The following is a 23,631-nucleotide window of genomic DNA, read 5'->3' on the forward strand; positions in this document are numbered from 1 at the left end:
CTCCTTCAGCGTGCGGTTGCAGCGGCAAGGCGCAGCGGCAGCTTCGGCGTGGCAATCAAAAGGGGAAGGCACACCGCAGCGTGGCTGACCGTTGCGGCAATCAGGATGGTCCAGGCCACGGCGGTGAGGCCGTAAGGGGCCGCGGCGAGCGTCGCCACGGTCATCACCGCAGCCAGCAGCGCGGCACGGACGAACTCCTGGTTGATGCGCCCGTCGGCCCTGAGATATTGCGCGGTGACAGCCCACAGGACCGCCGGAATTGCAGCAAGGCAGAGGATCGACACCAGCGGTGCGACATCCCCCCACCCGGCCCCGAAAACGAGCGGGACATAAAGCGGAGCCATCAGCGCCTGGGCGAAAACGACGGGGGCGATGAAGGCAACCGACAGGAGCGTGGCGCGGCGGGCATCGGCCCCGCGGTCGGTGCTGTGGCTGAGGTGCGGAAAGAGCACCGTGGACAGCGCGGTGCTGAACGAGGTCGCCAGCCCAAGCCCTGCGCTGACGGCGAAGAAATAAACCCCCAGCGCGTCCAGACCCAGAACGCCGCCGATGATCAGCTTGTCGCCCTGCTGGCGGGCTGCCCGCACCAGCTCGATGGCAACGGCAGCCCGCACGAAGCCCGCAAAGGCACGCACCGGCAGCGCGGGGGCGGCGGAGGCCGTCCACGGCCGCAGGCGTCGCATGGCCACCAGCCACAAAGGCGCGGTGGAGAGCTTGCCAACCACCACGGCCAGCGGGCTCGGCCACACGATGAGCAGCAGCGCCGTCACCACGTTGGCACCCACATTTTGCGCACCGGCAATGATTGCGGTCTGCCGCAGCTTGCCTTCGCGCATTGCCAGCGCGCACTGCACCAGGGCTGCCGGCATGATCAGATATTCAAGGGCGAGAAGCGCGATGAGGCCCGCGGTCAGCGCATTTCCGCCTGCAAGGTAGAGCACGCCCGCAACGCCGCACTGGAGAAGCGCCAGCGCAATGCACCACGCCCAGAAGATCCGGCGCGCGCCGTTCACCGTTGCGTCCAGATCTTCGGCCGGGGCTGCGATCACCCGCTGGCCGACACCGTTTTCGGCAAGCGCCTTCATGATTTCGCCGGTGGCCAGGGCAGCGGCGGCAACGCCGATCGCGCCGGCATCGAGGCACCGTGCCATGGCGACCACGGTCAGCAGGCGCGAGGCCTTGGCGAACACTTCGGATGCGGCGTAGGCTGCCACATGGCCGGCCAGACGGCGCGCCGCGGGCGGCAGCGCAAGGGCTTCAACCGATGCCGGGAACCTTGTCATGTCTGCTGCACTCCGCTGCCGTGCGGCCCGCCCCCATGGCTCTCCGCTGCAAAGAGTTATGCACTTGCGGAACAATTGGCGGGGCGCGCGCACGCACAGCGGAAAGTGCCCGTTGGCGCGCGGACTACACTTTAGGGTAGGTCTCGGGATGTTTGGCGGCGCGGCGCGTCAATAGCGCATTAAGTGGCATCGCCGAACATGGTAACGCTTCATCCTGGAGCAAATGAAGGCGACAGTTGTTATGTGGCGTAAAGGCTTTGCGGATCTGAGCGTTGCATGCGTTGCCGCTGTGGTTGCAGGCTGCTCTTCGTTGGACACGATCAGCAACATCCAGCCGGTGTCTGACGGGTTTGGCTACCAGCCCCAATATCGCGACGCGGCAAAGCCGAAAACCGCAAAACCCGTCGTCTCCAAGCAGGTGGGATGCGAATCCGGGGTCGGCATTGCTGCCGGCCGCAGCGCCACCACCGTTTATCCGGACGTGGAGCACCTGACGCCGGGCGACCTTCTCACCGTCTCCATTGCCAGCGACGAAACGTTCACCGGATCCTACGAGGTGTCCCAGGACGGCACGCTGAAACTCCCGTACATCGACGCCATTTCGGCCAAGGGACGGACGGTGCAGGCCGTGGAGCGGGCCATTGCCCAGGAACTCGTCGCCGAGGAATTTTACGAGAAAGCGCCGCGGATTTCCGTGCGCGTGGCCGACTTTGCGGCAGCGCGGGTGTTCGTCTCCGGCGCGGTATTCGAACCCAACGCGGTGACGGTCGGCGCCGTGTCCGGCAGCGACATCGACCGCACGCGGCAGAGCGCCATCGGCGCGGTGGCCGGCTCGCGGCGCCTGTCGGCCGCGCTCCAGGCGGCCGGCGGCGTCCGGCCCGATGCGGACCTCAAGCAGGTGATTTTGCGACGCGCTGGCGAGGTCCGCAAGATCGACGTGCGGCCCGCCATGTTCGGCCGCCCGTTCAACGATCCGATCCTTCTGGAAAGCGACCAGATCGAGGTGCGTAGCCTTGAATGTTTTCAGCCGGAGCTTGCCCGGCCGTCTTCGGTCACGCCGCCCGGCATCAAGGTCTACATGTCCAACCTCTCGCAACCGGCGGATGCGAATGCGCTGGCCGCCGTGTCGAAGGACACCACGGACCTGCGCTACGGCACGCGCTTCATCCAGGCGGTGTTCGGCATGAACTGCTATGGCGGCGCAAAGCTCACCAATGCCAACCGTTCGGCCATCCTGCTCAGCCGGGACCCGGTGACCGGCGATTCCATTGTGGTCGAGCGCGACATCGAAGATCTGCTGCGCCGCTCCGACCGGGACAGCTACAACCCGTATCTGATGCCCTACGATTCCATCGCCTGCTACGACAGCACCGTCGTCAGCGTCACCGAAGTGGCCCGGGCGCTGGGTGCCGCCGCCACCCCGGCCGTCATCCTCGGGATCAGCCGGTAGGCGCCGTTTCGTCCGGGGGCGCGGTGTCCAGCCGGTCAAGCGCGGCGAAGACGACCGGGATTGTCTTGTCCAGCTCTTCCAGAAGCGGCGCTATAAACTCCGCCTCATTGTCTATGGCGACATCTTCCAGCGTGGCAAAAATTGCCTTCAACCCTTCCGCGCCGATGAGCGAAGCGGCACCCGCCGCGCGGTGCGCCAGCGCCCGGATGACGGCAAGGTCCTCCCCCGCTGCGTGAAGCTCCGCCGCGACCGCCAGAAGCTCCGAGCGGTACTTGGCAATGAATTTCGTGAGTTTTGCCGGCGTCAGCGCGCCCTGCAATTCGCTTATGATTTCGGGCTCCAGAACGGGGTCCTCGCCCTCCTCAGGCTCTGGCGGCGGGGTCGGCTCGGGATCGGGTGGCTGCTGCGCCGCGGCAGGGAAATATTCTTCCAGCGTTTCCCGCAGGGCGCGCACGCGCAGGGGTTTGGTCAGGCAGGCCTGCATCCCCGCTTCACGCAGCTTGCGCTGCTCTTCGGGCAGCGCATGGGCCGTCAACCCGATGATGAGCGACGCGGCGGACGCCCCATCGCCCTTGCGAATGGCACGGGTCGCCTCCATCCCGTCGAGACGGGGCATCGAAATGTCCATCAAGATGAGGTCGTAGCATTGGCGCTCCGAAAGGCTGAGGCCGATCAGTCCGTCCTTGGCTTCCGTCACCTCGCACCCTTCCCGGCGCAGCATTTCGCGGGCGGCAAAGCGGTTGGTCTCGTTGTCCTCCACCAGAAGCACTTTCAGCGCTTCGGTGCGGATCGGCGCCGCGTCCGGATCGTGCAGCAACAGTGGCGCGGACGGCGCCTCGGCAGCAACGAACTCCAGCGGCAGCCGCAGGGTGAAGCGGCTTCCGCGCGCAATCTGGCTCTCCACCAGAATTTCGCCGCCCATGGCGCGGGCAATCCGCCGGCAGATGGAAAGACCAAGGCCGGAGCCGGCCGCCTTGCGCCGGTAGGACGGGTCCAGCGTCACGAAGTCGTCGAAGATACGCTCCATGTCGCCCGCGTCGATCCCGATGCCGCTGTCGCTGACCGCAATGTCGAACACGCCCGGCGCCTCACCGCCGGCGCGGCCTGCGCGGATCTCGATGCGGCCGCCTTCGGTGAATTTCACCGCATTGCCGACAAGGTTGAGGAGGAGCTGGGTGATGCGGTGCCGGTCGGCCAGCACGAAGCCATCGGGCAGATCGGCCTTGACGGAAATGGTGTTGACGCGCGCCTCGGCTGACGGACGGTTGATCCGCGCAATTTCTTCAAGCAGCGCAGCCAGGTCGAAAGGCTTCGGCTGCAACGTCAACTGGCCGGATTCGATGCGGGTGATATCCAGAACATCGTCGATGTGGTGTTGCAGGATCTCGCCCGATGCGATGGCGGTTTCGACGAATTCGCGCTGCTTGCCGTCAAGCCGGGTTTCGCCCAGAAGATCGAGCACGGCCAGAACGCCGTTCAGCGGCGTGCGCATTTCGTGGCTCATCACCGCAAGAAACTGGGAGCGGGAGCGTGCCGCCGCCAGCGCCTTGTCGCGCGCCTCGGTGAGATCCTGCTCGTTTTGCAGGCGCTCGGTGATGTCCCGAAGATAGGCCACGAACCGCTTGCCCTCCGGCCCGCTTGTGCTCGCCAGCGCCAGCTCCACCATGAACTCGTGCCCGTCGGCGTGGCGCGCCTCGATCTCCACCCGGCCCTTGCCGATGATGTTGCCCTTGCCGGTTGTACGATAGCGCTCCATGCCAGCGGCGTGGGCTGCGCGGTGCCGCTGCGGGACAATGAGCGCGCTGATGCTGGTGCCAAGCGCCGCGTTGCGCGAATAGCCGAAGGTGCGTTCCGCGCCGGGATTGAACCCCACCACCGTGCCCGCCTCGTCCGTCACCACAATGGCGTTGAGCGAACCGTTGATGGTCTGCTCGAAACGCTCGGCAGACAGCCTGAGCTGTTCTGCGCGGCGCATCGAGATCCGGTTCTGGCGGATGAACAGGCCAAGAAGAACGCCAAGGCTGACAATGAGGACGCCCGCAATGGCCGCCGTCTGAAACAGCAGGGCCGAGAATGCATCCCGGCTCTTGTCCGAAGCCTCCGCAAACAGACGGACACCCTGGAGGGAAATGCGGCGGATCGGCTCACGCAGCGCCTGGACGGCATCGTCGAGGTTGGGGAGCGCAGCGCCCAATGCATCGTCGGGACCGTCGATCAGCGGCACGGTCTCTTCCAGCCAGCTGCGGATGGCGCTGAGGCTCCTTGCGTTCTCCGGGTCCGCGGTCAGCACCGCAAACACGTCGCTGTTGGCCAGAATGTCGACGCGGCTGTAGAAAATGTCGAACCGGCGGCGGACTGCGGCGAGGGTCGCCTCGCCCTCATCGGCTTCGTGGACGATGTCCTGGAAGATGAGGTATTCCACCTCAAGCTGCGCCATCGACCATTGCACATTGTCGCGCGAGGTCGCCTGAAGGCTTCTCAGTTGCTGATAGATTTCCGCGCTGAATACCGACAGCGCAACCACCACCATGAGCACGATGGCAGCGACGGTGAGACGGATCCGGCGCCCAAACGTGGTCCTCGCGCGGGTGTCAGACCCTGAACCGTTCTCGTCCATCTTCGCTCCTAGCAGACAACGTCCAGCGTCCTGAGCTGCCAGACGCTGCGCAAATAGATGACCTCTGTCCGAAACCTCGCCACCCACCCCAAGGATACACGATCCAAAATGGCCCCCGCTTGCGCAAAGCCATCGCTTCCCCGTGGACACTGTAGGCCACAATCGCCTCGCGATCGCGACTGTCGATCCTCGGAATGTCGACGGCATAGCCGCTGAGGGCAATGGCGCGCGGTGACGCCCCTTGCGCACCGGCCGCTTCCAGCAGCGCCCTTGGCGAAACACCCACGAAGGTGTGCTCACCGGTGGTAGGGGAGCAACTAGCACGCAGGCGCACTGCCAGTCGGCGCCGTGCTGAACGGGTCGCTGCCACTGCGGACAGGCCGCGCTACCCGGTCGGCGGCAATCTCGCGGGCGTGGATGCCGAGAATGAGGATCGCCGGCCACAGGAGATAGACCTCGATCTCAAGGTTCTCGCCAAAGGTGAGAATGGTCAGCGCCAGCATGATGCCGAGCGGCAGGCGGCCGCGCCGGGGATTGCGCACCGTGTCGTCCAGCGCCAGGCAGAGCTGCCAGACGAACGGGACGATGAGCGCCAGCACCCCGGTTACGCCCTTGACGAACAGAAGGCCGAACCAGGTGTGATGGCTGCCGATGGGCATGTACTCGACAATATGCGGGCCGGGCTGAACGGTGCCATGGCCAAACCAGACGGCCTCTGTCTGCCAGCGATCGTAGGCGATGCGCTGGAGCGTTTCGCGCACCCGCGTCGAGTCCGCCCGGGCGGACTTGAACGCGCCGACCGCCCCCTGCACCATCTGCAACAGCGCCTGTCCGAAAACCGCCAGAGACGCCATGGCGGCCGCTGCAATCTGCCAGGCGAACGACTTGGCAACCAGCGGCAGCATCCGCGGACCGACGGTGCAGACTACCAGCGCCACAAGGCTCATGCGCGACTTCGACAGGAGGATCATCGCAAGACCGGCAAGTATGCCGATCGCGATCCACTGCCAGCGCTTTTCCTCCAGCGCCATCATCACGATCACCGTGCCGAGGAGGCCGGCAAAGGGCGACCAGGGCGCATAGAACTGCCAGCGCGGCGTCCACGTGGAGGGGTCGAGCGTATAAAGGTAGACGGTGAAATATTCCGGCCCCGGCCCGCCTGCCGCCTTGAGCGGCGACACGAAGATCCGCTCCGGCAAGCCGATGAACGGCGCCGCCAGCATGGCCGGCAGCAGCAGCAGCGTGATCAGCGCAACCACGCTCTGGGCCCGCACCACGGCGATGCGGCGGATTGGCAGCACCGCCCCCGCCAGGATGAGGAGCGCCAGCATGCCCCAGCCCTTCGCCCAGCCGATGGTGGACTTGATGGTCTGGCCAAGGCCGAGGCCTTCGCCGATGTGGCCGAGCCAAAGGGCGACCAGCATCAGCGCCATCCCGCCGAGCCAGGCCCACACGACCGGCGGAACGGTGCCGGCAACGCGAAGGTCGCGACGCATGGCGGGCCCCAGAAAGAGCGCGAGGCAGGCAAGACCCCCAAGGCTCCAGGCCAGAACGGGGCCGACGATGTAGAGGGCGCCCAGCATGTAGAGCGGCCAGGTGGCAGCAAGCGTCCAGAAGACGATGCTCTCGGCGGGGTTGAGATTACGCATTGGCGTCGCCCGCAAGGGTGGTGAGCTTGTCGATCAGCGGCCGGCGGATCCACCCGAGGATGAGACCGAAGATCAGCATGAAGGTGCCGGCAACGCCTGCCGCAATGGCGATGATGATGTTGGGCGAGGACGGCGACCAGGGCATGGTCGGCGGTTCGGCCACCTGCACCATGGGGTAGGACGCGAACACGTCGGCGCGCGACGTGTTGGTGCGCGCCAGCGCCGAAGCGAAGACGGCTTCGGCCACCTTGTAGTCCCGCTGCAGGCTGTCGAGCTTTGAGGCTGTGTCCACCAGAGCCAGGGCACGGCGCTCGCCGGCGTCAAGCTCGCCCTGGAGTGTTTCGAGCTTGGCGCGGAGCCCCGATTCTTCCGCCGTCAACGAGATGAGACGGGAGAGGAGCGCAATCCGCTCGCCATCGCCAAGGTTGTCCATCTGCCTGTCGATGGCATCGGGGGTCATTCCGGTCAGCGTCACGCCGCGGCTCACCATCCGGGCCCGCGTGCCGCGAAAACGCAGATCGGCGTTGACGCGGGCGGGGTGGTTCTTGCCGAACCGGCTGGCGGCTGCCGCGAACAGGGCCGACTCCTGCGCGGCCGCACCGGCAAGCGACTTGAATTCGGCATCGGTGTGAAGGCGCAACGTGCTGGCCGCCATATCAGCGCCCGTGCCCAGAAGATCCACCAGCGAACCGGCCTGATGCTCCACGGTGGTCAGCGCCGCGCGGGCTTCGGCCAGTTCCTTGCGCACCCGCTCGTTGACGGAAACGATGTCCTTGTACTGCTGCTCGGAAATCAGGCCGGATTCGGCCTGGAGGGCGCTGATCTGGCGCTGAATGCTCTCCACCGCATCCTTGTACTGCCCGATCGTCAGCTGGGTGGACTGTTCGCGCCGCTGGATCTCGTCGCTGCGCAGCGTGTCGAGTTCGGCCAGGAGCGCGTCCAGCATGGCGCTCGCCCTTGCATGCGCATCTTCGGGGCTGCTGCCTTTCATGCTGACCTTGATGAGGCTCGTCAGGTCCTGAAGCTTGACCTTCGGCGCCCCCACCTCAGCCGCCGTCACGCCCAGCGCGACCGCTGCGCGCTCGGCCAGAACGCGGGACATCAAAAGGCTCTTGTAGGTGACGGTCGGGCTGACGGCGGAGCTGGAATAGGGCGAGGCGGCCGCTGACGACGCCTGCCCGATGTCCGACACGGTGACCGAACTCTGGGCACCGGCCCCCGGCAGGATCAGCGCGAGTTCGGACGTGTAGCGCACCGGCGCGAGCGTGACGTAGGCGACGATCGGACCCCAGAGCCCGCAGACGGCCAGAAACGCCACCATCAGGTAGCGCGGCAGGCGGCCCCTGTCGCCAACGCGCCCGCCGCGGAACACCCGCGCCACGGTGAGGGACGACAACGCCCCCCGCCAGATCCGCAGTCCGACACTGCGCTTGGCGGCAGGCATTGCCCTGGCCTCAGCAGGGGCGGCCACCTTTTCGCTCGCCGCCGTCAATCCTGCCGTCGTCACATGCGTGTTCATCAGCCACCCCTGTCAAATGCATGACTGGTTTACGGGTGGAGGCTGGCGCTGTGTGCGCGCGGGAGGACGGCGAAAAGGTGCAACCGGCGCGCTGCTCTATGCGCAAGTATAGGCAGCCCGCGCGCGAACTGGCGCACCGCAAAGCGCCGTGTGTTTTCAATTGCCGCGCCCTGCGATCAGAGCAGGCCGGCGTCCTTTGCGATCATCGCCGCCTGGGTGCGATTGCGCGCGTCGAGCTTGCGGCACAAGGTTTTGACGTGAAGCTTGACGGTGACTTCCTGGAGATCGAGATCGCGGGCGATCTCCTTGTTGGACTGTCCCTTGAAGAGGCCACGGACAACCTGCAATTCCCGCGGGCTGAGCTTGGCCGCCACCTCGTTGACGGGCGCCTCTTCCTTTTCGGTGAGGTAGCGCACCGGCGCATATTGTTCGCCCGATGCCATGAACCTCACGGCATTCACCAGCGAGCTGGCGGCCATGCTCTTGGGAAGGAAGCCGGCAGCACCGGCGGCAAGCGCCTCTTCCGCCACGGAGCGAGGGATTGATCCCGAGATGATGGCCACCGGGTTGTTGAAATTCAGCTCCTTGGCCTTTTTGAGGCTTTCGAGGCTATGCATGCCGGGCATCTGGTAGTCGAGAATCACGAGGTCGAACGGCCCATCGCTGGTGATGATCTTGGCCGCCGTGTCGAAGTCGGGCGCAACGGTGACGTGAAGACCCGGCTCCTGCTCCAGAAAAGCACGCATGGTGTCGCGGACAAGCTCGTGATCGTCGGCAAGGAGGATTTTCATGGCTGCGCCCATACCACTTTGATCTGACCACCAGTCATAGAGTGTCCCCGAAACGTTCGCCTAGCCTTTACCAATAACACCGGCAGCGTATCGCGCCTATTCGGCGGTATAGCGCACGGGCCGGCCGGGACATCCGGTGCGCCGGTTGGGGGCGCCCCCTGCCCGCATGTCACAATCAGTTATGCGCCGGGAACCACCAGCAACCGGGCCAAAGCTGAACAATGGCGCCATCCAATCAGGAAGGCGCTGTCATGAACAAATCCAACACCATTCGTCTGTTCGGTCTCGACTTGACCAACGCTACGCAGTCCGATGCTGTGCAGGCCCTTCTGGAAGGCACCGCACGCCGCACCGCAGCCTTCGTCAACGCCCACGTGGTCAACGTTGCAGCCGGAGACCCCGCCTATCGCTGGGCGCTCGGCCGGGCCGACCATCTGCTGCCCGATGGCAGCGGCATCTCTCTTGCCGCCAAGCTGAAGCGCGAGCGCTTCGAGGCGAACCTCAACGGCACGGATCTCTTCCTGCCGCTATGCCGCGAAGCTGCAGCGCGCGGCCTCTCCATCTACTTCCTCGGCAGCCGGCCGGGCATTGCGGACGCAGCCGCTGCCAACGCCGCACGGATTGTGGATGGCCTCAAGGTCGCAGGCACCCGCGACGGCTATTTCGCCGCAGACGAAAGCGATGCTGTCATTGCGCAGGTGAATGCCTCCGGCGCCGACATCGTGCTGGTGGCTTTCGGGGTTCCGCTTCAGGATCTGTGGGTGGCGCGCAATCGCCACCGGCTCGATGCGCGGCTGGTGATGGGTGTCGGCGCACAGTTCGATTTCTGGTCCGGCTCCGTCAGCCGCGCTCCGAAGTGGATGCGCCGCACCGGGATCGAGTGGATCCACCGGCTTCTCCTGGACCCGAAGCGTCTTGCAAAACGCTACCTCATCGGCAACGCCACGTTCGTGGCCCGTGCCGTTGCCGCCCGCGTTGCGGGTGATGCGGACAAGGTGGGCGCCGTGGGCGGCAAGCGCCTCCTCGACCTTGCCCTTGCCGGCGGCGGACTTCTGGCGATGGCCCCGGTCCTTGCCGGCGTAGCCGCTGCGATCAAGCTTGAAACAAAAGGGCCCGTCCTTTTCCGGCAAACCCGGATCGGCCAGAACGGCGTCCCCTTCACCGTCCTCAAGTTCCGCTCCATGCATGTGGACGCGGAGGCCCGGCGGGCAGAGCTGCTGGCGCAGAGCGACCGCGCCGGGGTCTGCTTCAAGCTGAAGCGCGACCCCCGCGTCACCCGTGTCGGCCGGTTCCTGCGCCGCCTTTCGCTGGACGAGCTGCCCCAGCTCATCAACGTCGTGCGCGGTGAAATGGCCCTGGTTGGCCCCCGCCCCGGCCTTCCCGAGGAGGTGGCGGCCTATCCGCCCGAGGCCCTTGCCCGCCTTGGCGTGAAGCCGGGCCTCACGGGTCTGTGGCAGGTCGCCGGCCGCGCCGAAGTCAGCTTCACGAAGATGATCGCCCTCGACAGCGCATACGCCGCGTCCCGCTCGCTGATGCTCGACCTGATGCTCGTCGCGCTCACCGCCCGTGCCGTGATCACCGGCCGCGGCGCCGTCTGACAACCAGCCCACAAAGGATCGACCATGAAACAGCACGTCATCGTCACCGGCGGCGCCGGTTATATCGGCAGCCACGCCGCCAAGGCCCTCGCTCAGGCGGGTTTCATCCCCGTGACCTACGACAACCTGTCCACCGGCAACCGTTTCGCGGTTCGCTGGGGCCCGCTTGAAGACGGCGACATTCTGGACGCAACGCGCCTTGATGCGGTCTTCGCAAAATATCGCCCGGTGGGCGTCCTGCACTTTGCCGCGCTTTCGGTGGTCTCCGAATCGGTCAACAAGCCACACCTTTACCACCGGGTGAATGTCGGTGGTTCGTTCAGCGTGATGGACGCGGCACGGCGCCACGGAAACGTGCCGTTCGTTCTGTCGAGCACCTGTGCCGTGTACGGTGCACCAGCCAGCGCGATGATCGACGAGCGCACCGCCACAAATCCGATCAGCCCCTACGGCGCAACCAAGCTGGAGGCCGAAAAGCTCGTCGCCGCAATGGCAGCAACTGACGGGCTGCCCGCCATGGTGCTGCGCTATTTCAATGCTGCCGGCGCCGATCCAGAGGGCGAGATCGGCGAATGCCGCGACCACGAAACCCACCTCATTCCGCGGCTTCTGGCGGTCGCTGCCGGCGAACAGGACGCCATCTCGGTCTTCGGCACGGACTATGACACGGCTGACGGCACCGCCGTGCGCGACTATATTCACGTCAGCGATCTCGCCGCAGCCCATGTGGCTGCGCTGCGCCACCTCCTGGCGGGCGGCATCGGCGAAACGCTCAACCTTGGCACCGGACACGGGATCTCCGTCGGCGCACTCATCGCCGCTGCCGAGCGTGTCAGCGGCCGCACGATCCGCGTGCAGCGCGCAGAACGGCGCCCCGGCGACCCGCCCGCCCTGATTGCGGACACGGCGCGGGCCTCCGCCCTCCTTCCCGCCCCGCGGCTGTCCTCGGTGGATACGATCCTCCAGACCGCCTGGCGCTGGCAGAAAGCATCCACCGCCTTCAGGCGCCCGAGGCAGGCCGCCGGCTGAGGCCTCCGGCACGCACGCCGGCAAATTTCGCGAGGCGCCAAAGCGCGGCCGAAACGCGATAGGGTAGTTTCGATGGCGTTCCGGGAGGCAAGGATCCAACGTGGCTCAATCTTTCACGCAGCAATTTCGCGTTCCGCCCGACGGCAAGATCCGGATCGGGGATATCGATCCTGCCGACACCCGTCTGGCTGACGGAAAAAAGCAGGCGAAGGCAGCCCACGCGGCTGACCTCGTTGCGATCAGAGAGCTTCAGTATGCGCTTTATGCCGAAGGCAAACAGGGGCTTCTGATCTGCCTTCAGGCGCCGGATGCCGCGGGCAAGGACGGTACGATCCGCCGCCTCTCACCCGCACTCAACCCGCAAGGGTGCCATGTGGTCAGCTTCAAGGTGCCGACCGAGATCGAGCGCGACCATGATTTTTTGTGGCGCATCCACCCGCACGCCCCCCGGCGCGGCGGGATCTCCATCTTCAACCGCTCGCACTACGAGGACGTTCTGGTGGTGCGGGTGAAGGACCTTGCGCCGGAACCGGTCTGGCAGGCCCGGTTCGACCACATCAACAATTTCGAGAAGCTGCTCTTCGACAACGGGACGCGCATCCTCAAATTCTATCTCTGCATTTCGCCACAGGAGCAGCTCGAACGCTTCGAAAAGCGGCTCGACGATCCGGCCAAGAACTGGAAAATCAGCGTCGCCGACTACACCGAGCGAGACTTCTGGGACGCGTATGTGAGCGCCTACGAGGACGTGTTCTCAAGGTGCAGCCCGGACCACGCGCCCTGGTTCATCATCCCCGCCGACAAGAAATGGTATCGCGATTTCGTCATCGCGCGGATCATCCGCGAACAGCTGGAGGCGATGGCGATGAAGATTCCCGAGCCCAGCGTCGACCTTGCCGACATCCGCCGCCGCTACTTCGCCGAGGTGCAGGAAAGCGAGGCCTGACTCCGACCTGAAACGAACGCGGATTCCATCGTCTACGAAGGCATCCCGAACGCCGCGCGACAAGCTCCCGTCAGCCAGCGCCCGGTGGCTGGGGCGCAGGCGCAAAGTCCCGCTGGGTCAGGCTGACAAGCGCTGCCAGAAACAGAAGTGCCGCGGAAGCAGCCAGCCCGCTCGACAGCCCGCCGCGCCAGTCATTTACGGCGCCAACCGCGGCGGGGCCGAGGATCTGGCCGATGCCGAACACCACGGTCATTGCGCCAATGCCGGCGCCCCACGCGCTGGGCGCGTAGTTGCGCCGGACGAACGCGGTGGTGGAGGCCACCACCGAAAAGAAGGTGCAGCCGAAGAGCGCCGCAGACGCCAGCAGCGCTGCCGGTCCCTGCCAGAGCAGCGGCAGGCTGACGGCAGCCGCCGTGAGGCTGCACAGGAGGCTGAAGGCATGGCCGCCCTTCAGCCGGCGCAACACGCCCGACCACAGCCACGGCGATGTTATCGCCGTACCGCCGATGGCCACCCAGAACAGAGCCTGATGGGCCGCCGCGCTGCTCTGGTCGCGCACGAACGCAATCATGAATGTCATGTAGGCGATATAACCGACGCCGAAGAGGAAATAGGCCGCCAGCATGGAGCCCATCGGGAAGAGCCGCACGCTTACCCGCGCGCTGGCTTTGGCTGCGGTATCGACCCGCAGCGCCAGCACCAGAACCAACGCAAGAGGGGCCGACAGCAACGCCAGCGCGCCCCAGGCGTAGGGCCATGACCCCGGCCCCGCCCCGGCCAGAACGAAGGGCACGGTGAGGCCTGACACGACGATGCCAAAGCCCGGCCCCGCGTAAAACAGGCCGAGGAGGAAAGACGCCTTCGCCGGATCGCGCATGGCGGCTTCGGCGGCAAGAACGCCCCCGGCCACAAAGGCAAGGCCCGCACCAAGGCCCGCCAGAATGCGCGCGAGGTTGAGAAGCGTGTCATCGCGCAGGACGGCACACAGCGCCAGCGAAAGCACGCACGCACCAAGCCCGTAAACGGTGACCATCGCTGCTCCGAAACGCCTAGCGGCCCCGGCTGCCAGAAGTGCGCCAGCCAGATAGCCAAACGCGTTTGTGGTGTTCATCCACCCGGCCTGCGCATAGGACCAGCCAAGGTCCGCCTGCATGTCAGGCAGCATCAGCGCATAGGAAAAGCGGGCAATGCCAAGTCCCACCGCCGGGACAATGGCAAGCGCCAGTATCAGCACCAGCGGCGAAATTCGCGCAGCGGCGGCAGTGGCAGTCGGATCAGATCCGGTCATGGAGCCTCGGGGGTGACGCTTGTGGCGCGCTCAGGAATTCGGCAATTGTCGCACCGCCTGACGGGACCAGGCGGCACTGCCGCTCCGTGGCGACGTAGCGACTTCGGGGCGGAGGTGGCAACCCGCAGGCGTTTGCGGAACGAAGCGCGGCACGTCAGCTGCCAGCCGCCGCACGCCCGGCCACCCGCCCCATGGCGACCGCGGTCAGAAGCCCGTTGCCGGAAAGGTAGCCGGACGCCGCCGGGCCGGAAACGCCAACGGCCGCACCGCCCGCCGCAAACAGGTTTTCCATCGGTTGCCCGCCGCGCAGGACGCGGGCCGTTCCGTCGGTGCGCAGGCCGCCCTGGGTGTGAAACAGCGCACCCGTCACCCGCACGGCGCAGTAAGGTGCGCCAAGCGGCGGGCTGGTCCAGGTCCGGCCAAAGGCATCAGGCGCCCCGCTTTGCCTGGCGCCGGCTATCGCCGCCATGGTCGCCTCCAGCGTGTCCTGTGGGATCTTGCACGCCTGCGCAAGCGCTGAAACCGAGCTTGCCGTCGTGATTGCGCCGGCGGCCTCGGCGCGCTGAAAATCCTCGAACTGGCGGGCAATGTCCGCAATCCGCCCATCGAAAATGGTGAACGCCGTGCCGCCCGGTTGCGCCAGAACGTTCGCGGCCTGCTCGGAGTAGCCGGCCGCCTCGTTGCTGAAGCGCGCGCCGGCCGCATTCACCTGAAAACCACCTTCGGTGATGGCGGCATACGTGATGAGGATCCCGTGCGGATGCGCGACGGAGCCGTGCCCCTGATGACCGGACAGATCACCCATGTCGGCGCCCAGCGCCTCGCCGAAGTCGAGCGCCGTGCCATCGTTGCCATCGTGGCCGAACCACAGGGCACCCAGAATCTCCGGGATGTGGCGCTCCAGATATGCCCGGTTTCCGCCATAGCCGTTGCAGGCAAGAATGAGCTGGCGGCAGCCGATGTCCTCCTCGGCGTCCGGCCGCGTGATGCCGACGCCGGCCACCCGGTCGCCGTCCATCAGCAAGGATGTGGCCTGCGAAGACGTGACGATGGTGATGCCGGCCTCTTCGGCAGCGGTGCGCAGGCGGTCCACCAGCGCACTGCCCGAGCGCTCCGGCATGGCGTGCATCCGGCGCACGCTGTGGCCCGGATAAAGGAATCCGTCGATCAGCTCGAAAGGCAGCCCGTGCGCGTCGGCAAGCCACGTGATGGCGGGCCCTGCGGCAGCCACGGCAGCGTCGAGCACCGCAGGGTCGGCAAGCCCCTTGGCCTTGGCCTGAATGTCGGCATGCAGCAAGGCTGCGGTGTCGGTCACGCCCGCTTCGGCCTGCCAGCGGGTGCCGGCGGCTGGCACCAGCCCGGCGGACAATGCTGTCGAGCCGGAGGGCACGGCGTCGCGCTCCAGCACCAGCACTTCGGCGCCTTCGGCAGCGGCGGCCAGCGCGGCGGTAAGCCCGCACGCACCCGCACCGATGACGAGAACTTCCGCCTCCACCGGAAATGGCCCTGCCGCGTTACGCAGGGTCGATGCCGGGGAAGGCGTGGCGCCGTTCCGACGAAAACTCGAATCAGCCATGATCGGACTTTGCCCCGGGCGTTTGATCTGTCTCAACCATAATACAGGCAGATCATATGCCACTCGGTTGATAATTTCTCGTGAGAATTGTTCCCGGACCTGAAAGCGGTGCCCTCGCGCCTGTCATCGCGCGCCCACAAAGGAAAGTTGCCCTGTGCCGGGCGCGAAAGCGGCGGCTTTCGGTTCAAACTCGAGCCGAGGCGTTGCGCTCTCCCGTGCAGTGCGGCACGTTGATTTCTCGCACAAACCAACTGTCCAGCAGGGAAAGCAAACCATGCGTGCTTCGATCATGATGCTATGTGCCGCCGCCGCACTGGCAGGCTGCCAGTCGCGCGGCCCAGCCGAGATTGTTGAGGGCAGCTGGGTGTCCAACGACGGTGTTTTCGTCGCAACTTTCGCCGACGGCGCCTTCAATTCCCGCCACCGCCAGAATGGCGATGTTCTGGTTGCAGACGGCCGGTATACCAGCACCGGTTCCGGCCTTGCCCTGACCTGGACGTCCGTCGTCACCAATGAGTTGCGCACGGCCGACTGCACGCTGACCGCCAGCGACCAGGTCACCTGCCGGCCGAGCGTCGGCGCTGTCTTTTCAATGACGCGCGCAAACGCCGTTTCCTGACCGGACGTGCTGCCGCGGCCGGTATCGGTCTGCGGCAGCCCGCCCAAATGTGACGATCCGGTGCTTTTGGCCCCGCTGCCAGAGACCGAAATCGAGCGACGCAAAAGCGACGCTCGGGACGAGAACGGCCTTAACCCATTGCGCAGGCTGTAATTTTTAGTGGCTCTGGCCGCTTCGTCCACGTAAATTGATCAGCCCGGCCGCTAAGTTGACCTGATGAAGCAGATTTATGCTTGCATCCGCGGCCAATGCGCTCCAGTCATTCGGAAGTGCAGCAACAATATTTCGAGGTGTTCGTCGTCAGACCAGCGCGGCCAGCCTCGATAATTAATCTTATCGTTAAACATGAAATCGCAACCAACACTCAGCAATGATCGACCGATAATTTTGTCGAGTCTATCAAATTATTTCTTTCAGATACTTTTCTGCCTGATTGTGTGCGTCACTGTTATTGCAGCCGCTTCAGTTTCACTGAGGATGATCCAGAGCCTTCTGGAGCAGGATGCGACGTCAAAAGCGAAGATTTTTTCTGAGGCGCTGCTACAAAACACTGACGTCAACCTCGCCAGCATGCTGGGTGAGGAGCCGATTTCTGAAACTGACCTTGCCTATCTGCATGCGATCAGTGGCATTGAAACGATCCTCCAATTCAAGATCTACGATCTTGACGGAAACCTTCGCTTCACCTCAGGCAACCTTGTCGACCATGAGAGTTCGTCGCTGAAAAGCAGCGACGCTGACCTGCTCGATCGCCTGAGAAACGGTGAACCTGTTACCGAGAGTGTCTACGGCAGCACCCTGCCCGGATATCCCATGTGGTATGCGAAAATCCATCTGCCGGTCACCCTCGGCGGCAAGCAGCCCGGCCTCGTCAGCATCTACATCGATATCACGCACGAGCGGTCGGGGCTGCTCTACCTGTGGCGCTGGCTTGCGGCACTCTTTGCCATCGGCGGTGTGCTCACGATGGCCCACTCGCTGACCACGGCCAACCTTTACCGCAAACGGCGGAAGGCTGATGCCGAAGCGTTGCGGCTGGCCCGGTTTGACACGCTGACCGGGGTCGCCAACCGCGGCGTCTTTAATGATGCGCTGCACGAGCGGCTGGCCACGGTGACGGAAAAGCCGCGGCAGATCGCATTGCACCTCATTGATCTGGACGGCTTCAAGACCGTCAACGACCTTATGGGACACGAGGCGGCGGACCACCTTCTCCACCGCGTCGCTGATGTGGTCGCATCCAAGACACGCTGCACCGACCTCGTGGCGCGCCTTGGCGGCGACGAATTCGGCGTCATCCAGATGGGCGTCACCTCGCCTGACGATGCCAGCGCTTTCGCCAACCGGCTGGTGCAAACGATCCGCGAAATGCATCAGGCGGAAGACCTGCCGGTCGATGTCACCGCGAGCCTCGGCACTGCGATCGCCCCCGACGACGCGATCGACGCCGTCACCCTTCATCGTTTTGCCGAGGCGGCACTTTACAGGTCCAAACAGTCCGGCCGCGACCGGTCCGTCCTTTATGAGCAAGGGATGGATGAGACCGTCCGCCATCGGAACACGCTGCGCCTGCTGGTGCGGCAAGCGCTGGAAAATGACGAGTTCGAAATCTACTTCCAGCCGGTGCATCGCCTCAGCGACGGCTCGCTCGTCAGTTTCGAAGCGCTGTTGCGCATGCGCGAAGGGACCGGCAACTTCATCTCGCCTGCCGAGTTCATCCCCGTCGCAGAAGAGCTTGGCGTGATGGACCGGCTCGGCACCCTTGCCCTCAACCGGGCGTGCGAAGCAGCCGCGTCATGGTCGGTGCCATTGTCGATTGCGGTGAACCTGTCCGCCCAGCAATTCTCAAGCGATGTTGTGGCCACGGTCAAGACCGCCCTCGCCGCGTCGAACCTGCCGGCCGACCGGTTGATGCTCGAAATCACGGAGTCGCTGTTCATCGCGGATACCAAACCTGTCGAAGCGCAGCTGGCAGATCTTCATGCCCTCGGCTGCGCTATTGCGCTGGACGATTTCGGCACGGGCTACACCAGCCTCAGCTACCTGTGGACGTTCTCGTTCGACGCGCTGAAGGTCGACCGCAGCTGCTTCAACCTTCTCGGAAAGGTGAAGAACGTGGACAAGGTGCTCCAGACCATCGCGACTATGTGCACGCTGATGGAACTTTCCGCGGTCGCCGAGGGGATCGAAACGGATGCCCAGCTGCAATTCGCCAGGGAGGCCGGGTATACCCACGGCCAGGGTTTCCTGTTCGGACGGCCGATGCCATCGGCCGACGTCCACGCATATATCGCGGCCAATGCCTGCGAACCTGCACAGTCCGTCCGGAAACTGCCGCACACGCCGGCATGAGCGGCGCCAGCGGGCGAGGCTCACCCCTGCGGCGAGAGACCGAGGACGTTGAACGTCTGCGTGATGTGCGGGGAGACCGGGGCCGTCACGTCCAGTGTGCCGCCCGCGGGATGCGGCAGCACGATCCGCCGTGCATGCAGGTGCAGCCGGTTCTGCAGGCCGCCCGGCAGCGCCCAGTTCTCGACGTTGAAATATTTCGGATCACCGAGGATCGGCACGTCGATGTGGGCGCAGTGGACCCGCAGCTGGTGCGTGCGGCCGGAAACCGGTTCCAGCTGCAGGAGCGAGAACTGGCCCGACTGGTCGAGCGTCTCGTACATTGTGGTCGCGCGCTGCGCTTCCTTGGTCTTCGCTGGCGGCACATACATCCGCTCGCCATCCTCGGGGTGGCGCGCCATCCAGGTGGAGATCTTTCCCTCCGCCGGCACCGGGTGGCCGCGCGTGACCGCCCAGTAGGTCTTGTGCGCATCCCGCCCCTTGAAACTCTCCGACAGGGCGGCGGCGGCAGAACGGGTGAGTGCCACCACAAGAACGCCGGTGGTGTCCCGGTCGAGCCGGTGGACGAGACGCGGCTTGCGGCCCTTCCGGTCGCGCCAGGCTTCCAGCATGCCGTCAATGTGGCGGCTGAGGCCGGAGCCCCCCTGCACGGCCAGGCCGAACGGCTTGTTCAGCACCACAAGCTGCTGGTCGCGGTGCAGGACCATGGCTTCCAGCGCGCCGGCATCGCCCTCGGCCACCGGCCGCGCAATGCGCTCGCCGGCGGTGATTGGCGGCAGGCGGACGCTCTGCCCCGCCTCAAGCCGGGTGTCCATCTTGGCGCGCGAGCCATCAACCCGGAGCTGCCCGGTGCGCACCACCTTCGACAAGGCGCCGAGCGGCACGTCGGGGAAGCGCTGGCGCAGCCAGCGGTCGAGGCGCAGCCCCCCGTCGTCGTCGCCAACCTCGACGTGCTGGACGCGCGGGGCCTCACTCATGAACTGCTCCAGTGTTGTCGCGTGCTGTTGTGGCCGGTCAGCTGAGCGCGCGGGCGGCCGCCATGCCAAGTGCCGCTGCAATCACGCAGGTGACCACGCTGGCGCCCGCGTAGGCCAGACCATGCACGATCCGCCCCTCTTCCAGTAACCGCACTGTCTCCAGCGAGAAAGTGGAAAAGGTGGTGAACCCGCCCAGAATGCCCGTCATAGCAAAGGCTGTCAGCGTCTGGTTGCCGCCAATCAGGATTGCGAACAAGCCGATGATGAAGCTGCCGGCCACGTTGACGGTAAAGGTCGCCGCCGGAAGATGGGTGCCCAGAAACTCCGCCAGCGTGACAGACAGCCAGAAGCGCATGGACGCGCCGATGGCACCGCCAAGGGCGACCAGAAGCCCGATCGCAATGGGACTGATATTGCCGGGCATCGGGGTCCTCAGCCGGCTGCGGGGTGGGCGTCTTCGGCCTTGGCGGGTGCCTCGTCCTTGGACCACTTCTTCACGCCGCTGTCGTATTCCTTGTCGATGGTGCCCATCACGCGGTCCCAGAACGAGAAGAAGTTCGCGTAATTGGTCTTGAAGTGGGAGTGGTGCTGATCGTGGAACAGCGTGCACACCATCGGTGAGGGAATCCGCGTCCACTTCGAGGCCGCGAATTCGAAGCCGCAATGGCCGATCATGCCGTTGAAGTGGTCGTACAGACGGTGAACAATGAGCACCACCGCCGGGATCGGCAGGATCAGCGGCGCCCAGAGATAATAGCTCTGCATCACGAACGCATCGACGATGGTGTCGGAATAGTTCGACCACACCGTGGGGGCCACGGAGCGGTGGTGGAACTGGTGATGCTTGTAGAGCGGCGGCCAGTGCATCAGCCGGTGGCCCCAGTAGAACCACGTGTCGAACGCCACGATGGAAACCGCGAACATCAGCGGCACCGACCACCACGACAGGTCGAGCGGCGCAAACAGCGTCCACCCGCGATACTGCGCATAAAGGCCGGCAGCCAGACAGAAGCACGTTGCGGTGAGCGACCACGCGCTCTGGCGGATCTCCTTCCACTTGCGCTTCTCACCGCGCCGGCTCGCCTGAATGCGCCGCTCCGGATAGCGGTGGATATAAAGCTGAACCACAATCCCGAAGCCGATGTAGAGAGCAAAGGTCACGGCCCAGACCACGGCCCACAGCGTCAGGAACTCAACCAGAGAAGACATCACTCACCGTTCGCTTTCGTCTGCGCCGACGCACCGGCGCGTTGTGCCCGCTTGGCACGCGTTTCTCGCAATCGCTCTTTGAAGCTATCTTCTATACCCCGAGCGGTCGGTTCATAGAAGACTTGATCGTCCAGACCATCTGGAAAATAGCGCTGGCCGGACAGGGCCTCGGGGCTGTCGTGGTCATATTCGTAACCGGCGCCGTAGCCCTCCTCGCGCATGAACTTGGTGGGCGCGGGCAGGATGTGGGCCGGTGGCGGCATGGATGGCGCCTCCTTCACGAACCGGCGGGCGGCCTTGTAGGCGGTATAGGCAGCATTCGATTTGGGCGCGAGCGCCAGATAGATCGTCAGCTCGCCAAGCGCCAGCTCCCCCTCGGGCGAGCCCAGAAAGTCGTAATTGTCCTTGGCGGCCATGGCGAGGGTCAGCGCATGGGGATCGGCCAGGCCGATGTCTTCCGTCGCCATCCGCGCAAGGCGGCGGGCGAGATAGAGCGGGTCTTCCCCGCCCTCCAGCATCCGGCAGAGATAGTAGAGCGCTGCATCGGGGTCCGACCCGCGGACCGACTTGTGCAGCGCCGAGATGAGGTTGTAGTGGCCGTCGCGGTCCTTGTCGTGGACCGGGGCACGCTTTTGCAGAAGGCCCTGCAGATCGTCGGCCGACAGGCGCTCTTCCGGCGCTGCCACGCGGTAGACTTCTTCGGCCAGGGTGAGGATGGCGCGGCCATCGCCATCGGCCATGCGGATGAGGCTGTCGCGCGCCTCATCGCTGAGCGGCAGCGGACCGCGTTCGCCCTCGGCGCGGGTGAGGAGCGTGCCCAGTGCATCAGCCTCCAGCGCGCGGAAGGTCAGCACCTGCGCGCGGGACATCAGCGCCGCGTTGAGCTCGAAGGACGGATTTTCGGTGGTGGCGCCGATCAGCGTGATGGTGCCGTCTTCCATCACGGGCAGGAACGCGTCCTGCTGGGCCCGGTTGAAGCGGTGGATCTCGTCCACGAACAGCAGCGTGCCACGGCCGACGGCGCGGGAATGGCGCGCGCGCTCGAACACCTTCTTCAGGTCCGCAACGCCGGTGAAGATGGCGGAGACCTGCACGAATTCCAGCTTCACGCGGGCCGCCATCAAGCGCGCCAGCGTGGTCTTGCCGGTGCCGGGCGGGCCCCAGAACACCAGAGAACCGATCTCCTCGCCGCGCAGGATGCGGGTCAGCCGCCCGTCGGGTCCCAGAAGATGCGGCTGGCCGACGATCTCGTCCAGCGACTGCGGCCGCAGCGCATCGGCCAGTGGCCGCGGGGCCGCCTTTTCCAGCCCGGCTGCCTCGAACAGGCTCATCTGCCCAGCACCAGGCTCAGCTTCTGGCCGTCCCGCTCGATGATGATGTCCCAATAGCGCTGGCGCCGCATGGTGATGGCGTCGAGCGCCTCGGTCGTCTCAATCTTGCGGCCGTTGATTTCCAAGACGATGTCGCCGCGCTTGAACCCAACGCGCTCGGCAATCGACGCGCGGTCCACCTTGGCCAGTGCAACCCCCTCGGCGGAAAGCTCCATGTTGAGCTCGTCTGCAACCTTGGGCGAAAGGTTCATCACCACAGAGCCGGCAAAGGGCGATCCGCCATCGAGGCGCCGCTCGTCCCGCGCGACGGTTTCGGGCGGGACTTCCAGCGCCAGCGCGAACGTGCGGACTTCGCCGCCGCGCAACACCTCGATATCCACCGTGCCCGACACGCCGCGGGTGGCAAACAGATAGCCGAACGTGTCGTGATCGCTGACATCCTCGCCGGCAAGGCCGACCACGATATCGCCAACACGAATGCCCGCCTCCTGCGCCGGACCGTCCTTCATGACGCTGACCACCAGCACGCCGCTCACCCGCTTCAGCGCATATTGCTCGGCAAGCTCCCGCGTCATGTTCTGAAGGCGTGCGCCGAACCAGGGGCGCTCGACCCGCCGCCCCTCGGCGGCTGAGCTGACGACAAGGTTCACCATGTCCGCCGGAATGGCGAAGCCGATGCCGTTGGACCCGCCGGAACGGCTGTAGATGGCGGTGTTGATCCCGATCAGACGGCCCGCCATGTCGATGAGTGCGCCGCCGGAATTGCCGGGGTTGATGGCAGCGTCGGTCTGGATGAAGAAGCGATAGTCGGTGACGCCGACCTGCGTGCGGGCGACTGCCGATACGATCCCCTGCGTCACCGTCTGGCCGACGCCGAAGGGGTTGCCGATGGCAAGCACCAGGTCACCCACCTCAAGCCCGTTGGTGGGCGCGAATTCGACCGCGGGAAACGGGCCATCGGCCTCGATCTTCAGGATCGCAAGGTCCGTCCGCTCGTCCTTGAGGATGAGCGTTGCGCCATACTCGCGCCGGTCGTTGAAGCTGACCGTCATCTCCTTGGCATTGCCGACAACGTGGGCGTTGGTGACAACGAGGCCGGACGGGTCGACGATTACGCCCGAGCCCACCGCCGATGTCTGCCGCTGCTGCCGCCGGCGGCCGAAGAACCGCTCCAGAAACGGGTCGCCCTGGTAGACGTTGCGCCCCTCGCCAGTGTCGGCCACCTGAACGTTGACCACGGCGGGCGCCGCGGCTTTTACCACCGACGCGAAGCTGAGCGAGATTTCCGCCCGCGAGGCTGGCACATCCTGCGCCGCGGCAGCGAGCGGCAAGGCCGCGATGGCGAGGGCAATGACGATACGCAGCATGCTTTGTGCCTTCTGGATGCGCCGGTTTTCCGG

Annotated in this window: 18 protein-coding genes; 6 read left to right on the forward strand and 12 right to left on the reverse strand. The window is 65.4% G+C overall.

Annotation, left to right across the window (positions count from 1 at the left end; all coding sequences use genetic code 11):
• Nucleotides 1-5 precede the first annotated feature (5 nt).
• The gene (locus tag RDV64_RS22520) at nt 6-1,283 is read right to left on the reverse strand and encodes an oligosaccharide flippase family protein (RefSeq protein ID WP_309197212.1); all 1,278 of its coding nucleotides are present in this window, start codon (nt 1,281-1,283) and stop codon (nt 6-8) included.
• Between the two features lie 310 nt (nt 1,284-1,593).
• On the opposite strand from RDV64_RS22520, the gene RDV64_RS22525 reads away from it, so the two are divergent.
• Nucleotides 1,594-2,733, forward strand: a complete 1,140-nt coding sequence (locus RDV64_RS22525; RefSeq protein ID WP_309197213.1) for a polysaccharide biosynthesis/export family protein — start codon at nt 1,594-1,596, stop codon at nt 2,731-2,733.
• On the opposite strand, the gene RDV64_RS22530 is transcribed toward RDV64_RS22525, so the two are convergent.
• The 4 genes from RDV64_RS22530 to RDV64_RS22545 all read right to left on the reverse strand — a co-directional run bounded on the left by RDV64_RS22530 (nt 2,723) and on the right by RDV64_RS22545 (nt 9,309).
• On the reverse strand, nt 2,723-5,350 hold the full coding sequence (locus tag RDV64_RS22530; RefSeq protein ID WP_309197214.1) for an ATP-binding protein: 2,628 nt from the start codon (nt 5,348-5,350) through the stop codon (nt 2,723-2,725). The two genes, RDV64_RS22525 and RDV64_RS22530, sit on opposite strands and share 11 nt — an antisense overlap.
• 317 nt (nt 5,351-5,667) lie before the next feature.
• Nucleotides 5,668-6,999 (reverse strand): hypothetical protein, encoded by a 1,332-nt coding sequence (locus RDV64_RS22535; RefSeq protein ID WP_309197215.1) that lies wholly within the window; start codon nt 6,997-6,999, stop codon nt 5,668-5,670.
• Nucleotides 6,992-8,518 (reverse strand): hypothetical protein, encoded by a 1,527-nt coding sequence (locus tag RDV64_RS22540; protein ID WP_309197216.1) that lies wholly within the window; start codon nt 8,516-8,518, stop codon nt 6,992-6,994. The genes RDV64_RS22535 and RDV64_RS22540 overlap by 8 nt, the downstream gene beginning before the upstream one ends.
• Before the next feature lie 176 nt (nt 8,519-8,694).
• Nucleotides 8,695-9,309, reverse strand: a complete 615-nt coding sequence (locus RDV64_RS22545; protein WP_309197217.1) for a response regulator transcription factor — start codon at nt 9,307-9,309, stop codon at nt 8,695-8,697.
• Nucleotides 9,310-9,560: 251 nt separating this feature from the next.
• Between RDV64_RS22545 and RDV64_RS22550 the strand changes: the two genes are divergently transcribed.
• The 3 genes from RDV64_RS22550 (at nt 9,561) to RDV64_RS22560 (ending at nt 12,882) form a co-directional block, all read left to right on the forward strand.
• Nucleotides 9,561-10,907: a WecB/TagA/CpsF family glycosyltransferase gene (locus RDV64_RS22550; protein WP_309197218.1), complete on the forward strand. Its 1,347-nt coding sequence runs from the start codon at nt 9,561-9,563 to the stop codon at nt 10,905-10,907.
• Between the two features lie 24 nt (nt 10,908-10,931).
• Entirely contained in the window at nt 10,932-11,936 is a 1,005-nt protein-coding gene (gene galE / locus RDV64_RS22555) for a UDP-glucose 4-epimerase GalE (RefSeq protein WP_309197219.1), read from the forward strand.
• 100 nt (nt 11,937-12,036) lie between these two features.
• Nucleotides 12,037-12,882 (forward strand): PPK2 family polyphosphate kinase, encoded by an 846-nt coding sequence (locus RDV64_RS22560; protein WP_309197220.1) that lies wholly within the window; start codon nt 12,037-12,039, stop codon nt 12,880-12,882.
• 70 nt (nt 12,883-12,952) lie between these two features.
• On the opposite strand, the gene RDV64_RS22565 is transcribed toward RDV64_RS22560, so the two are convergent.
• Nucleotides 12,953-14,170, reverse strand: a complete 1,218-nt coding sequence (locus RDV64_RS22565) for a YbfB/YjiJ family MFS transporter (RefSeq protein ID WP_309197221.1) — start codon at nt 14,168-14,170, stop codon at nt 12,953-12,955.
• A gap of 154 nt (nt 14,171-14,324) precedes the next feature.
• Nucleotides 14,325-15,746, reverse strand: a complete 1,422-nt coding sequence (locus tag RDV64_RS22570; protein ID WP_309197222.1) for an FAD-dependent oxidoreductase — start codon at nt 15,744-15,746, stop codon at nt 14,325-14,327.
• Nucleotides 15,747-15,900: 154 nt separating this feature from the next.
• On the opposite strand from RDV64_RS22570, the gene RDV64_RS22575 reads away from it, so the two are divergent.
• Both RDV64_RS22575 and RDV64_RS22580 read left to right on the forward strand, forming a co-directional pair.
• The gene (locus RDV64_RS22575) at nt 15,901-16,365 is read left to right on the forward strand and encodes a hypothetical protein (RefSeq protein ID WP_309197223.1); all 465 of its coding nucleotides are present in this window, start codon (nt 15,901-15,903) and stop codon (nt 16,363-16,365) included.
• 345 nt (nt 16,366-16,710) lie between these two features.
• Nucleotides 16,711-18,717, forward strand: coding sequence for an EAL domain-containing protein (locus RDV64_RS22580; protein ID WP_309197224.1), 2,007 nt, complete (start codon nt 16,711-16,713; stop codon nt 18,715-18,717).
• 20 nt (nt 18,718-18,737) lie between these two features.
• On the opposite strand, the gene RDV64_RS22585 is transcribed toward RDV64_RS22580, so the two are convergent.
• From RDV64_RS22585 to RDV64_RS22605, 5 genes are read right to left on the reverse strand one after another with little or no spacing between them, the layout of a single operon-like run.
• Nucleotides 18,738-19,691 carry an RluA family pseudouridine synthase gene (locus RDV64_RS22585; protein ID WP_309197225.1) on the reverse strand — a complete coding sequence of 318 codons (954 nt, stop codon included), beginning with the start codon at nt 19,689-19,691 and terminating at the stop codon, nt 18,738-18,740.
• Nucleotides 19,692-19,728: 37 nt separating this feature from the next.
• Nucleotides 19,729-20,115, reverse strand: coding sequence for a fluoride efflux transporter CrcB (crcB, locus tag RDV64_RS22590; RefSeq protein WP_309197226.1), 387 nt, complete (start codon nt 20,113-20,115; stop codon nt 19,729-19,731).
• Between the two features lie 8 nt (nt 20,116-20,123).
• Nucleotides 20,124-20,900, reverse strand: coding sequence for a sterol desaturase family protein (locus tag RDV64_RS22595; RefSeq protein ID WP_309197227.1), 777 nt, complete (start codon nt 20,898-20,900; stop codon nt 20,124-20,126).
• Nucleotides 20,900-22,231 carry a replication-associated recombination protein A gene (locus RDV64_RS22600; RefSeq protein ID WP_309197228.1) on the reverse strand — a complete coding sequence of 444 codons (1,332 nt, stop codon included), beginning with the start codon at nt 22,229-22,231 and terminating at the stop codon, nt 20,900-20,902. The genes RDV64_RS22595 and RDV64_RS22600 overlap by 1 nt, the downstream gene beginning before the upstream one ends.
• Complete coding sequence (locus tag RDV64_RS22605; RefSeq protein WP_309197229.1) at nt 22,228-23,598, reverse strand: Do family serine endopeptidase; 1,371 nt, start codon at nt 23,596-23,598, stop codon at nt 22,228-22,230. The genes RDV64_RS22600 and RDV64_RS22605 overlap by 4 nt, the downstream gene beginning before the upstream one ends.
• Between the last annotated feature and the right edge of the window lie 33 nt (nt 23,599-23,631).

It is taken from the genome of Acuticoccus sp. MNP-M23, from assembly GCF_031195445.1.
GTDB lineage: Bacteria > Pseudomonadota > Alphaproteobacteria > Rhizobiales > Amorphaceae > Acuticoccus.

Coding starts and splice junctions, on each gene's coding strand:
- RDV64_RS22540 (WP_309197216.1), bottom strand. CDS start 8,518: ATGAACACGCATGTGACGACGGCAGGATTGACGGCGGCGAGCGAAAAG.
- RDV64_RS22535 (WP_309197215.1), bottom strand. CDS start 6,999: ATGCGTAATCTCAACCCCGCCGAGAGCATCGTCTTCTGGACGCTTGCT.
- RDV64_RS22570 (WP_309197222.1), bottom strand. CDS start 15,746: ATGGCTGATTCGAGTTTTCGTCGGAACGGCGCCACGCCTTCCCCGGCA.
- RDV64_RS22605 (WP_309197229.1), bottom strand. CDS start 23,598: ATGCTGCGTATCGTCATTGCCCTCGCCATCGCGGCCTTGCCGCTCGCT.
- galE (WP_309197219.1), top strand. CDS start 10,932: ATGAAACAGCACGTCATCGTCACCGGCGGCGCCGGTTATATCGGCAGC.
- RDV64_RS22565 (WP_309197221.1), bottom strand. CDS start 14,170: ATGACCGGATCTGATCCGACTGCCACTGCCGCCGCTGCGCGAATTTCG.
- RDV64_RS22545 (WP_309197217.1), bottom strand. CDS start 9,309: ATGAAAATCCTCCTTGCCGACGATCACGAGCTTGTCCGCGACACCATG.
- RDV64_RS22600 (WP_309197228.1), bottom strand. CDS start 22,231: ATGAGCCTGTTCGAGGCAGCCGGGCTGGAAAAGGCGGCCCCGCGGCCA.
- RDV64_RS22520 (WP_309197212.1), bottom strand. CDS start 1,283: ATGACAAGGTTCCCGGCATCGGTTGAAGCCCTTGCGCTGCCGCCCGCG.
- RDV64_RS22585 (WP_309197225.1), bottom strand. CDS start 19,691: ATGAGTGAGGCCCCGCGCGTCCAGCACGTCGAGGTTGGCGACGACGAC.
- RDV64_RS22595 (WP_309197227.1), bottom strand. CDS start 20,900: ATGTCTTCTCTGGTTGAGTTCCTGACGCTGTGGGCCGTGGTCTGGGCC.
- RDV64_RS22580 (WP_309197224.1), top strand. CDS start 16,711: ATGAAATCGCAACCAACACTCAGCAATGATCGACCGATAATTTTGTCG.
- RDV64_RS22550 (WP_309197218.1), top strand. CDS start 9,561: ATGAACAAATCCAACACCATTCGTCTGTTCGGTCTCGACTTGACCAAC.
- crcB (WP_309197226.1), bottom strand. CDS start 20,115: ATGCCCGGCAATATCAGTCCCATTGCGATCGGGCTTCTGGTCGCCCTT.
- RDV64_RS22530 (WP_309197214.1), bottom strand. CDS start 5,350: ATGGACGAGAACGGTTCAGGGTCTGACACCCGCGCGAGGACCACGTTT.